The organism is Massilia sp. HP4 (genome assembly GCF_005222695.1).
Lineage (GTDB): Bacteria > Pseudomonadota > Gammaproteobacteria > Burkholderiales > Burkholderiaceae_D > Telluria.
This window is the reverse complement of record NZ_STGG01000015.1, coordinates 21,462-34,728: the sequence shown is the minus strand read 5'-3', so window position 1 is coordinate 34,728 and position 13,267 is coordinate 21,462. Positions and strand designations below refer to the sequence as shown.

Annotated in this window: 8 protein-coding genes and 1 pseudogene; all 9 read left to right on the top strand. The window is 52.7% G+C overall.

Translation table 11 applies throughout. The features are described from left to right. Window positions 1-118: pseudogene (locus tag E8M83_RS08940) on the top strand (IS481 family transposase); the annotation flags it as partial. Window positions 119-540: 422 nt separating this feature from the next. After that, window positions 541-870: an AlpA family transcriptional regulator gene (locus E8M83_RS08935; RefSeq protein ID WP_137173014.1), complete on the top strand. Its 330-nt coding sequence runs from the start codon at window positions 541-543 to the stop codon at window positions 868-870. Continuing rightward, window positions 867-1,202 carry a DUF3987 domain-containing protein gene (locus E8M83_RS26560; RefSeq protein WP_373995040.1) on the top strand — a complete coding sequence of 112 codons (336 nt, stop codon included), beginning with the start codon at window positions 867-869 and terminating at the stop codon, window positions 1,200-1,202. The genes E8M83_RS08935 and E8M83_RS26560 overlap by 4 nt, the downstream gene beginning before the upstream one ends. 584 nt (window positions 1,203-1,786) lie before the next feature. Beyond that, window positions 1,787-4,876, top strand: coding sequence for a BPTD_3080 family restriction endonuclease (locus E8M83_RS08930; RefSeq protein ID WP_137173013.1), 3,090 nt, complete (start codon window positions 1,787-1,789; stop codon window positions 4,874-4,876). A gap of 1 nt (window position 4,877) precedes the next feature. Continuing rightward, window positions 4,878-7,700: a site-specific DNA-methyltransferase gene (locus tag E8M83_RS08925; protein WP_137173012.1), complete on the top strand. Its 2,823-nt coding sequence runs from the start codon at window positions 4,878-4,880 to the stop codon at window positions 7,698-7,700. A 35-nt stretch (window positions 7,701-7,735) separates the two neighbouring features. Beyond that, window positions 7,736-8,770, top strand: coding sequence for an ABC-three component system protein (locus E8M83_RS08920; RefSeq protein WP_137173011.1), 1,035 nt, complete (start codon window positions 7,736-7,738; stop codon window positions 8,768-8,770). Beyond that, a complete protein-coding gene (locus E8M83_RS08915; protein WP_137173010.1) occupies window positions 8,767-9,282 on the top strand; it encodes an ABC-three component system middle component 2 in 516 nt (171 codons plus the stop codon). Before E8M83_RS08920 ends, E8M83_RS08915 begins: the two co-directional genes overlap by 4 nt. Before the next feature lie 41 nt (window positions 9,283-9,323). Continuing rightward, window positions 9,324-11,111: an AAA family ATPase gene (locus tag E8M83_RS08910; RefSeq protein WP_170976740.1), complete on the top strand. Its 1,788-nt coding sequence runs from the start codon at window positions 9,324-9,326 to the stop codon at window positions 11,109-11,111. 13 nt (window positions 11,112-11,124) lie between these two features. Next, window positions 11,125-13,233: a 3'-5' exonuclease gene (locus E8M83_RS08905; protein ID WP_137173019.1), complete on the top strand. Its 2,109-nt coding sequence runs from the start codon at window positions 11,125-11,127 to the stop codon at window positions 13,231-13,233. The last annotated feature ends 34 nt before the right edge of the window (window positions 13,234-13,267 follow it).

Sequence of the window (13,267 nt, the reverse complement as noted above, 5' to 3'; positions counted from 1 at the left end):
TATTCCGCAACGCGCCATCGGCAGCAAAACGCCCGTCCTCGCGCTCAAGGAATGGCAACAGAAGCGACCTGAGTTATTCGTTAAACGCGTTTATGATCAAACGGGACTCGACACTTAGCCGAGACAAAGAACGAGGCATTTCGACTTGCGCGCACAGAATGTCCACCAGGGCGCTGGAAATCTCGTCGAGCCGCTGCGCTAGCGATCAAGGATAAGGTCATAGCGTTTTCCGCCAAGGCTGGCAGGCAGAAGCTGAAGGACACCTATTCTGGAGCTCAACAGACAGTCTACGACTGGTTGGGTGAAATGCCCGATGCTCCCGAGCTCTTCAATAACTTGAGCACTTGGTCGCGGAATCTGCCTTCAGATACCTAACTCTGTCACAGCGTTCTACAATCGAGAAATTGCAAGAGGAGTTGATAAAAAAACTATATCCGAGCTAGCTGAGGTAGTGCTTCAGCTAGCTCGCAGTCTATCTGTTCAAAGGTGAACTGCTTACGCTTGGCTTCATTGTCTAACCCAATGTAAGGAGTTCCACACATGTACGATTCGTTCCTGAATATCTTTACGATCTTGCGGAAGCGCGAACTGTGTTCGCGCATTGGACTGTCGTCCGCGCAGATCTACGCAATGCTCGATCCTAAGTCCTCTAGCTATGATCCTACGTTTCCGAAGCAGATTCGTTTGGGAGCTTCGGCCGTTGGCTGGTTGGAGCATGAAGTTCAAGGCTGGCTCGAAGCGCGGGTTAAACTGAGCCGTGAAGACAAAGAAGAACAACAGAAGAGCAGCAGATCTCTCAAAGCTCAAAAGAACCTGAAGGCGGCTGAACGCATCCAGGCGCAGCCTTGCAAAAACTTGGAGTCGGCATGAACTACAAACGTCCATATCCGGTTAATGCCTTGCCACCTTTGTTAGCAGCCACAGTCAAGGAACTCTGCGCAAACTCTAGTGTTCAAGCAGAGTTGGCCGCGCCCTTGGTCCTGGGAGTCGCCTCCCTTGCTTGCCAAGGAGAAGTGGATGTTGCGAGGCCCAATTGCGAGCCTAGCCCTTGTTTGCTTTACACCGTGGCAGTCTCTGGGTCCGGCAGCAACGCCAGAAAGACCAACACTAGCACCAGCAACCGTCCCTACAGCACCGCCAAAACGGCGTCCTTGGTTCTTCTGATAGACGCGGTTGCTCCGGCAATTGGGGCAAGTGGCTGAGGGGTGGAGGCCATTTTCGATTACCGAAGGGTTTTGTCCGTTCACGTTCATCTCCAATAAGTGTGAATAAAAACTGACGAGCAGGCAGATTCCTTCCTGTCTCACTAGAGTGATATGTGGCTGAAAATTTTTTGACGTGTGTGTGTGGTGAACGTGTCAGAGTAGAAATGGTCCAGTTGGTCCAGTTGCGTTGCTACTCAATACCGGCCCTGTAATCCCCACTTAATTAATAATTCGACACCCCTATCTGATCTATTTTATTGCATCATTGCCATCATTCAGCGGCTGCACTTCGGTGGTAAGCGCCCTTCATGAGGTGTTGGGCGCACCTTTACCCGTGCGAACCACGCGGGACTTACGAAAGTGCCGTAGTTATTTCGCACACTAAGCCATTGCACCGTTTCCTTATGGTATTCTTGTAATTTTGAAACTCGCGCGAACGCAAACCGATTAACGGTGGTGACTAGAATGGCAATGTATCGCTTAGCCAAGCTTGTCGTTGAGAAAATGACAACTTGACTGAGTAATCATGATTCATTCCAAACATTAATCCGGATGCGAAAGAGGCCATCAACAGGACTCGAATGTCAAAACAGTTTTTTGAGCAACCGATTCTTAACTCTCCGTATGAGTATCCAGGGCGTCATTGGGAACTCGATGCAACTGGGCAACCAACCCAGAAAATTGTCGAAGCACGTCGCCTGGCAGAGTTCATTACACCAATCCCGAAGGCTAAAAAACAGAAGAGCGTTGGCAAACAAGACGAGCTGTTGTTTGATGCCGATCTGTCTACACAAGAACAGGCGTACGACCACACTGCAGTAATCAACTCAGTGCGCCAGGAGGTGGACAAGTGGCGTGTGCTGAAGAATCCGTCCGACTGGCGCGTTACGCCCGAGACGGCGCGGCTGTTGCAGCACTGGAGACACCATTCTTTCAGCAGTATTCGTCCGTTCTTCTGCCAAGTCGAAGCTGTTGAGACGATCATCTGGCTTACCGAAGTCGCACCACAGCTTGGTAAAGTCGGCCACACGTTCCTTAGCCACCTTGCTAACGCCAATAACGATGCAAATCCAGAGTTGCTACGTCTAGCACTTAAACTCGCTACTGGCGCAGGCAAGACTACGGTAATGGCGATGATTATTGCGTGGCAGACCCTCAATGCGGTACGCCGGCCCGGCAGTAAGAAGTTTACTCGCGGGTTCCTTCTTGTCGCACCTGGTCTGACGATTAAAGATCGTCTGCGAGTCTTGCAGCCCAATGATCCGGACAGCTACTACGCCAGCCGTGAGTTGGTGCCTGGAGACATGCTGGATGACCTGAATCGGGCAAAGATCGTCATTACGAACTATCACGCCTTTAAACTTCGAGAGCGCATTGAATTATCTAAGGGCGGCCGCCTTTTGCTGAAAGGACGAGGCGGTGACGAGCTAAATACTCTGGAGACAGAAGGCCAAATGCTTCAGCGCGTTATGCCCGATTTGATGGGCATGACTAATGTGATGGTCATTAACGACGAGGCTCATCACTGCTATCGGGAGAAGCCTGACGCTGACGCTGACGTCCTCAAAGGCGACGAGAGAAAGGAAGCCGAAGAGAACAACGAAGCTGCTCGCATGTGGATCACTGGGTTGGAGGCAGTCAACCGCAAGTTGGGCGTTGCCAGAGTGGTCGATCTATCTGCCACACCGTTCTTTCTGTCGGGCTCCGGCTATATCGAAGGTACTTTGTTCCCTTGGACGATGAGCGACTTTTCGCTAATGGACGCCATCGAGTGCGGCATTGTCAAACTGCCCCGTGTTCCCGTTGCGGACAACATCCCTGGTGGCGAAATGCCGAAGTTCCGCAATCTGTGGGAGCACATCCGTACGCGTATGCCCAAGAAGGGGCGAGGCGCTGGTAAGGCGCTTGACCCGCTCAGTTTGCCGGTGGAGCTCCAAACGGCGCTTGAGGCTTTGTACGGTCACTATAGGAAGACCTTCGATTTGTGGCAAGCTGCTGGTATCAAGGTGCCGCCTTGCTTCATCGTGGTGTGCAACAACACTGCCACGTCCAAGCTGGTCTACGACTTCATCTCGGGATTCCACCGAGAGAATGAGGATGGCAGCATGACGCCAGTCCCCGGCCGCTTGGAACTATTTCGTAATACCGATGAGTACGGCAATCCTTTCGGTCGTCCGCGCACGCTGCTAATCGATAGTGAGCAATTGGAATCCGGAGAGGCTCTGGATGAAAGCTTCCGTGCCGCTGCCGGCCCGGAAATTGAGCAGTTCAAACAAGAGGTTTTTGAGCGCGGTGGTGTTCTAGCTGACGAACTCCGCGCAGGCAAAGAATTCGACGATGCACGGTTGCTTCGTGAAGTGATGAACACCGTAGGCAAGGCTGGCCGCCTAGGTGACTCGATTCGCTGTGTCGTCTCAGTTTCCATGTTGACCGAAGGCTGGGACGCCAACACTGTAACCCACGTGCTGGGTGTTCGTGCGTTTGGTACCCAACTCTTGTGCGAGCAGGTGATCGGTCGTGCGCTCCGACGTCAATCATACGACTTAAATGAAGATGGATTGTTCAATGTCGAATATGCTGATGTGTTAGGCATTCCGTTTGACTTCACCGCCAAGCCCGTGATTTCCAAGCCTCTGCCGCCGCGAGAGACTGTGCAGGTTCGCGCGCTGCCAGAACGTTCAAACCTGGAGATTCAGTTTCCACGGGTTCAGGGCTATCGAGTAGAGTTACCAGACGAACGGCTAACTGCGGAGTTCACGCTGGACTCGGTGTTGGTGTTGACGCCAGACCTGGTTGGCCCCTCCATCACACAGAACGCTGGCATCATCGGAGAGACAGTAGACCTCAGCCTTGAACATCTGGCTGACATGCGGCATTCCACGTTGCTGATGCACCTCACAAAGCGCCTCTTGATGAACCATTGGCGTGATCCAGGCGACGAGCCCAAGCTGCACCTATTTGGGCAGCTGAAGCGCATCACGAAGGAGTGGCTGGACACATGTTTGACCTGCAAAGGGGATACTTACCCGGCGCAGTTAATGTATCAAGAGCTTGCCGACGAAGCCTGCAATCGCATCACGGCGGCCATCACCAAGGCGGAACAAGGCAATAAACGCCCCATCAAGGCGGTGCTTGACCCTTACAACGCCACTGGAACGACACGCTTTGTCAACTTTAACACCTCGAAAACCGAGCGCTGGGAAACCAACGGTCCACCGCCTAAGTGCCACGTCAATTGGGTCATTCTCGACAGCGACTGGGAATCGGAGTTCTGCCGTGTGGCAGAGAGTCATCCACGCGTGGTGGCATACGTCAAGAATCACAACCTGGGCCTTGAGGTGCCCTACCGCTACGGCTCAGAGACGCGCAAATATCGACCAGACTTCATCGTTCAGATCGATGACGGTTACGGCCCCGATGATCTGTTAAATTTGATTGTCGAGATCAAAGGCTATCGAGGTGAGGACGCTAAAGATAAGAAGTTGACCATGGAAACCTATTGGGTGCCAGGCGTCAACAACCTAAACTCCTATGGACGCTGGGCTTTTGTCGAGTTCGTCGACGTGTACCAAATGCAGCATGACTTCGCCAAGAAGGTCGAAGCCGAGTTCAACAAGATGATCGACGCCGTTGCCCCGGCTACCGAATCAGTTACCGAGGGCGTAATTTGATATGGCAACCACGAACAACACCCCGCTGAGCGTTGAAACGCTCAAGCATGAAGACGCCACTCGCAAGAACATCCCGACGGCCGAGTACCAATCAGTCATGAAGAAGGATCAGCAAAAGCCGATCCCTGTTCGCTACCCGCGTGCCCGGGAAGACCGCAACCGCGATCTGGACCCGCAACTGGTCTGGCGTGGCAAGGACCAGCAAGACTGGTCAGACTTGGTTGTACACGCGCCTCCGTTGTACATCCAGGAAAAGGTACACCCAAAGGTCTTGATTGACGATCTCAAACGCCAGACTGAGCGTGTAGACGCCTCCAATGCGCCGCAAGTCGACATGTTTGCCGACTTCAATGGTCTCCCAAGCGAAGATGCTAAGACGGAGTTCTATGCGCATGATGCACATTGGGCAAACCGAATGATACTTGGCGACAGTTTGGCAGTGATGGCGTCTCTCGCCGAACGAGAGGTGTTGCGAGGCAAAGTGCAATGCATCTATTTTGATCCGCCTTATGGAATCAAGTTCAACAGTAACTTCCAGTGGAGTACTGCCAGCAAAGATGTAAAGGATGGCAACGTCCTGCACATTACGCGTGAACCAGAACAGGTAAAGGCCTTTCGCGATACGTGGCGCGACGGTATACATTCATATCTCACATACCTTCGCGATCGACTTACTGTTAGCAAAGATTTACTCACGGATTCTGGGTCGATCTTTGTTCAGATTGGCGAGGAGAATGTACATCGGGTACGCGCTATCCTAGATGAGGTCTTCGGTGACTCAAATTTTGTGAGTCAGATTAACTTTAAGACCACAGGAGGGGCTGGCTCTCCCAGCGGTGGAACAGAAACTCTGGCCTCGGTCAATAACTTTATTCTTTGGTTTGCCAAGGACGCGTCTCGGGTCAAATACCGCCAACCATATCGGTCTAAGAGCGAGCTCGCTGGAGGTGCTGCGGCTTATAGTAAGCTTGACTTTTTTGATCGGTTGGATCGAAGGAATGCTACCGAAGACGAAAAGACAAAAGTGCCCAAAGGTGCCCGTCTATTCTGTTTGGATAATTTAACCAGTCAAAGCTCTGGAGGCCCACAGTTTTTCGACGTTGAACTCGACGGCAAGAAGATATCGGTGGGAAAAAGCGGGTGGAAAACAACCGAGATTGGAATGGGGCGTTTGAGGCGCGCTAGGCGCCTTGCCTTAGCAGGACAAACTCTTCGTTATGTGCGATATTTAGAGGATTTTCCTGTTTATCCCTTCAATAACTCCTGGGATGACACTGTAACAGCTGGATTCGCTTCCGACAAAGTTTACGTAGTTCAAACGAACCCCAAAGTCATTGAGCGCTGCATTCTGATGACGACTGATCCGGGAGACCTCGTCCTAGATCCCACGTGTGGCTCAGGCACAACTGCATATGTTTCTGAGCAATGGGGCCGTCGCTGGATCACCATTGATACATCGCGTGTGGCCTTGGCCCTTGCTCGGGCGCGCATCATGGGGGCTCGCTATTCGTATTACCTCTTGGTGGATAGCCGTGAGGGACAACTTAAAGAATCTGAGATAACACGCACGGCGCCTTCCACCGCGCCGACGCGCGGTAATGTGAGGCAGGGATTTGTCTATGAGCGAGTACCGCATATCACTCTAAAATCCATTGCCAATAACGCCGAGATTGATGTGATCCACGAGCACTACCAAGCTTTGATAGAGCCTTTGCGTGAGCAGATCAATGAAACTTTGGGTAAAGCTTGGCAAGAATGGGACATCCCTCGCGAGGCCGACATTAAGTGGCCCGAGAGCGTGGCAAGAATCCATGCCGACTGGTGGAAACAACGCATCGCCCGACAGCAAGCTATTGATGCTTCCATCGCGGCAAAGGCGGAATTCGAGTACCTCTACGATAAACCTTACGAGGATAGGAAAAAGATCCGAGTGGCCGGTCCGTTTACGGTGGAGAGCCTCTCGCCGCACCGTGTCCTCGGCGTCGATGAGAACGATCAGCTAATCGACCCCAGCGATCCGAAGGTTGCCGAGGGGCAGGCAGAGTACAACGCTGCACGTGACTTCGTTCAGATCATCCTTGAGAATCTCAAGACCGCTGGAGTGCAGCAAGCCCATAAGGAAGATAAGATCGTTTTCAACTCGCTAGTACCTTGGCCGGGTGATCTGGTCTGTGGTGAGGGCGCCTACGAAGACAACACTGGTGAAAAGCGCGCGGCTATTTTCATTGGTCCCGAGTTCGGTACTGTATCTCGTCCGGACTTGGTATCTGCAGCGCGCGAAGCTGGCGATGCTGGTTTTGACGTGCTTATCGCCTGTGCCTTCAACTATGACGCGCACTCTTCCGAGTTCGAAAAACTGGGCCGAATTCCTGTGCTCAAGGCACGTATGAATGCCGACCTGCACATGGCCGAAGACCTCAAGAATACAGGCAAAGGTAATCTGTTTGTGATCTTCGGCGAACCAGACATTGACATCCTGCACGCGGAAAACGACCAGGTGTGCGTCAAGGTGAACGGCGTGGATGTGTTCCACCCCAACACTGGAGAAGTGCGTAGTGATGGCGCGGACGGCATCGCCTGTTGGTTTATCGATACTGACTACAATGAAGAAAGCTTCTTTGTCCGCCATGCCTACTTCCTCGGCGCCAATGACCCCTACAAGGCGCTCAAAACTACGCTGAAGACTGAGGTTAATGAAGACGTTTGGGCAACCTTGAACAGCGACACGTCGCGCCCGTTTGCCAGGCCTAAGTCCGGTCGGATTGCTGTGAAGGTGATCAACCACCTCGGCGATGAGGTGATGAAGGTATTTAAGGTCTTATGATTTCGTCCTCTCCATTGCCAATACCCGCCGGTGGCATGGCTGCATCAGCAGATATCGTGGTCACTGGTATGCCTATTCCGCCTATCGAGCGCATACGCATCTTCAGTGACAGCCAATGGGAGGATTTTGTTCTCGAATGGGCCGATTCGCTACGCGATCAATACGGCACCGTCGAACGATGCGGTGGTGCTGGCGACATGGGACGGGACATCATTGCCTTCGACAAGGCTAACCCGGTGATCTGGGATAACTACCAGTGCAAGCACTACAAGGCAGGTCTCGCACCGGGTGATATTTGGGTGGAGTTGGGGAAGCTGGTTTACTACACCTATATCAAAGAGTACACGTACCCTCGGAAGTACTTCTTCGTGGCACCACAAGGGGCTGGAACCAAGCTTTCAAATCTACTACGTAAGGCTGACAAGCTAAAAGCCCAGCTGATAGATAACTGGGGGAAACATTGCAAGAACGGCATTACATCGACAGCCATCGTTGAGCTGGATGCGACTTTGCGCGGATATCTTGATGGGTTGGATTTTTCGATCTTCGAGGCAGTACCTCCACTGCGGATTATTGACCAACACGCTAAGACGCGCTGGTATGCGACGAGGTTCGGTGGCGGTCTCCCAGCCCGCCCAAAGTTTGTCGCGCCTCCAGCGACTGTTGCGGCGCACGAAGTCACGTATGTGCGCAGCCTCTTAGACGCTTATGGGGATCATCTGAAATGTGCTTTACCTACGGTGGCTGCTCTGGGCGCGCATGAAGAAGCTAAAGAGCATTTCAACGACGCACGGCTTGAGTTCTACAGTGCCGAAGCCCTTCGTGCGTTTTCTCGGGACACATTGCCTCCTGGTGCATTCGAGGAGCTTCAGAATGAGGTGCATGGTGGAATCAAGGATGAGATGCGAGGCGCGCATACGGACGGGTATCGGCGAGTACTGTCGGTGGTGAAGACGGCAAAGCTATTGCCCATTACTGACCACGCACTAAAGGAACGTTTGTCTACCTATGATCGTGGAGGCATCTGTCATCAGCTTGCTAATAATGGTAAGGTCAAGTGGGTCAAATGATCGAGTCACCTTATACCAAGAATTTACCTCCTTTCAATGGGCCAGTTGAGACTGGTCTTCGTGCCCTGTCTTTATTGAGCGAGGCATTTCCGGAACAGTATTCGCTTCAAAGATTAGTGGTTTTAGATTACCTGCTCATACACTCCGACGACTTGCCGGGCGGTCCACCTGGTCTGCACCCGAGGACACCGCACCGGGGCGGCGAGCTATTGGTGCGCCGCGCCATGCTGGAGCAAGGTCTGATGCTGTACCAAAGTCGTGGACTATTGGAGCGCCATTACACAGAGACAGGCCTGATGTTCGCAGCGACAGACAGAGCCGCTGGCTTTTTGGATGTCTTGTCCTCCGACTACGTCGCTGAACTAAGAGAACGTGCAATATGGCTCGTGCCGTTGTTCGGTGACACCTCGGACAGTGATCTATTGAAAATTGTTAATTCTCAGTCTGGGGAGTGGGGCGCAGAATTCGCGATGGAGTCTGTGCTGAGAGTGGAGGACGCCGAGTGGCAATAACAGGATTTCAAATTCGCCGATTGACATTAGTGGGTAGTGGCGTGCCCAATGCCGAAGTGCAGTTCCGCGAAGGACTGAACGTTGTGTCGGGCCCTTCCGATACAGGCAAGACGTTCATTGTGCAATGCATCGACTACATGCTAGGTGGGAGGGACATCCCAAAGCTCATCCCTGAAGCGTCCCGATATGAGACCGTACATCTTGTGTTGAGCGGGCCGAATGAAGACGATGAAGTGGTGTTGGAGAGGTCAATCCGTGGCGGTGACTTCAAGCTTGTCAATTCCAGTGAAACAGCGCGTACCCTCTCTGCGAAACACACTGCCGGAGATAGGAATTCGTTATCTCAGTACTTGTTGGGTCTGTCCGGCTTCAGTGGGAAAAAAGTACGTAAAAACAAGCAAGGTGTCACTCGCGAAGTAAGTTTTCGAGACTTGGCGCGTCTGGTGCTAATTGATGAGGAAACCATCATTAGCAGTACATCCCCAATTTTGTCTGGGCAGTACACCGGTGCTACAGCTGAGAGTGCAGTCTTTCGCCTGCTGCTAACTGGTGTGGATGACAGTTCACTGATTTCACGTGAAGATCCGAAGGTCGCCAAGGGCAAGCAGGCTGGAAAAGTCGAGATGCTTGAACTACTGCTGAATCAGACTAAAGGGCGCATGGCTGAGTTGCAGTTAGAGGGCGATGCGCAAGCTTGGCAAGGACAATTGGCCCAGATTGAGACGCTGTTTGAGAAGGCACAAAGAGAGCTTGCTGTTGAGCAGAAGAACGCGGCACATCTTGAGGGCACGCGCCGAACGGAGTTGAATAGTCTGCGGAAACTTGAGTCGCGATTGGGAGTTCTAGGGGAGTTTCAACGCAGGTTTGAACTCCTTGAGCAGCAATATCGGTCGGACCTTCGTCGTCTCGAAAGCATTGCAGAGGCCGGTACGAGGCTAAGCCAAATGAACGAGGAGCGCTGCCCGATGTGCGGCGCCGAGGCTGAGCATCAGGAGCATGAACATCAAAGGGGCGAGGCAACTCCAGAAGATGTAGCGCAGTCATGCCTTGCAGAGGCAGCCAAGATCAAATCGCTGATCTCAGACTTGCATTTAACGAGAGCTGAAAATGACCGAGAGATCGGGCGGCTTAACGAATTATGTAGTCAAGCCAAGGAGAGTGTTCAGGCAGTAGCAAGGCAACTCACGGAAATGCTAAAGCCGAGAGTGGAGGTCGCCCTGCTTAGTTTGCGTGAAAGTCAGACAAACAGAGATACATATCGACGCGCCCTTGAACTGCATGGGCGCGTAAAAGAACTACAAGGCTTGATGGTGAACCTCGGGCAGAAGAGTTCAGAGAAAGGGACGGAATTGGAGTCCGCCCGAGTACGTTCGGACGAAGCCGAGGCATTTAGCCAAGAGGTCGAATCGTTGTTACGCGCCTGGCATTTCCCTGGGCTCAGCCGCGTTACATTCAGTGAAGGCGACCAAGATATCGTGATTTCCGGTCGGACGCGGTCGAGCCACGGAAAGGGCGTACGAGCTATAGCCCACGCGGCCTTTAACTTGGCATTGCTTAAGTACTGTCTCAAGGATGAAAGGCCACACCCGGGCTTTGTTCTTATCGACTCTCCGCTTGTAGTATACCGTGAGCCAGATACCGACGAGGACGGCTTTTCGCATGATGTGAAAGATGCGTTTTACCGTTCGATTGCTGAGACTTTCCATGCATCTCAGGTGATCATTTTCGAAAACGAAGATCCGCCGTCCAACTTAGATTCGCACGCGAACATCATCCAGTTCACTGGTGCATCGCATGGGCGCCAAGGATTTATTCCAAAAGATGTTTGACCCTGGGGGAATATTGGAATTCCGAATCGCAGACACATTCACCGAAAGCCTCGCTAAGCTCACGGGAGATGAACAGAAGGCAGTGAAGACAACTGCGTTCGATTTACAGTTGAACCCGGCTCATCCCAGCATGAGCCTCCATCGGATCGAGCAATCAAAGGACAAGAACTTCTGGTCCGTCAGAGTCAGTAGCGACATTCGCCTGATCGTGCACAAGACGGCCAGTAGCTTCCTGCTCTGCTACGTCGATCACCACGACAAAGCTTATAAGTGGGCAGAGCGTCGAAAGCTCGAAGTACATCCGAAGACTGGTGCAGCTCAGTGGGTCGAGATCCGTGAGCGTGTGGCGGAAGTCATCGTCCGCGGGGATCATGTTGCAACAGTGTCCGAAGCTGTCAAAACAAAATCCGACCGGTTGAAATCGAGCGAACTATTGTTTGCTAGACGGCTCGACGAGGAACTACTGAGCTACGGCGTCCCTCCTGAATGGCTGGGTGACGTGCGTAAGGTCGACGAAGACGGATTATTGTTGTTAGCTTGCCATCTTCCGGCGGAAGCCGCGGAGGCATTGCTCGAACTTGCGACTGGCGGTACGCCAAAGCCAGTTGCAGCGATCCAGCCTGGGACCGATCCATTCACCCATCCGGATGCTCAGCGCAGATTCCGGGTCATGAAGGACGTCGAAGAGCTGGAGCGTGCACTCGATTTTCCTTGGGAAAAATGGACCGTTTTCCTTCACCCATCGCAGCGGCAATGGGTTGAGCGGGATTATGCCGGGCCAGCGCGAATTTCAGGTTCGGCCGGCACGGGTAAGACCATTGTCGCGCTGCATCGCGCAGTTCATTTGACTCGGCAGTACCCGGATAGCCGAGTGCTAATGGCAACCTTCTCTGAGACGCTGGCTAGTGCACTGGCAACAAAGCTGCAAAATCTGATAAGCAATCAGCCACGGTTGGCCGAAAGGCTAGAAGTCCAGTCCATGACGTCAATTGGAAAGCGACTTTATAGCGCCTATTGGGGGAAGCCCAAGCTGGTGTCTCAGCCTCAAGTGGAGGTCATCTTGCGTAAATCCGCCAAGATCGATTCCAATCTGAAGTTCAGCCACCGGTTCCTGTTTGGTGAGTGGAACGATCTCGTCGACGCTTGGCAGTTGAAGTCGTGGGACGACTATAGGGATATAAAACGCTTGGGGCGTAAGACCCGATTGTCCGAAATGCAGCGTTTAGCCTTGTGGGCTGTCTTCGAACGGGTGCAGGAAACGTTGAAGCAACAAGGGCTGATTACGCAATCGGAGATGTTCACTCGTTTGGCAGAAAAAGCAGCGACACTGCCTCACCAGCCCTTCGATTTCGTAGTTGTTGACGAGGCGCAGGATGTGAGCGTCGCGCAGCTTAAATTTCTCGCAGCCTCTAGCACCAGCAACGGAAAGGTTCGAGCGAACAGCCTTTTCTTCGCCGGCGACCTGGGACAGCGGATCTTTCAACATCCATTTTCGTGGAAGTCACTGGGCGTCGATATTCGCGGCAGATCGCGCACTTTGCACATTAACTACCGAACTTCACATCAAATTCGGGCTCAAGCTGACAGATTGCTGGGCCCTGATGTTTCGGATGTTGATGGTAACGTTGAAGACCGACGTGGGACGGTGTCTGTGTTCAATGGTCCAGCTCCTGAAATTCGGTCTTTCAATTCAGAGACTGCTGAAAGCAAGGCAGTTACTGCATGGATTCTCGACCGGTTAAAGGATGGTTTAGTAGCACACGAGTTGGGCGTGTTCGTTCGTTCAGAGGCTCAGATCTCGCGGGCTGTCGCAGCAATCACTGCCTCGGGCATCCCGTTCAGTGTGCTGGATGAGAATGTGAACACGCCCAACGGACGAGCGAGTGTCTGCACGATGCACTTGGCAAAGGGACTGGAGTTTAGGGCAGTGGTTGTGATGGCCTGTGATGATGAGGTAATGCCACTACAAGAGCGCGTACAGTCGATCACTGACGAGGGCGACTTGGAAGAGGTCTACAACACGGAGCGCAATCTTCTGTACGTGGCCTGTACCCGCGCTCGGGATCGCTTATTCGTCTGCGGCGTTGAACCTGCATCAGAATTTATAGAGGACTTCCGATAATGGTGTCAACTTGTTAACTTTTGGGTGCGTCTTA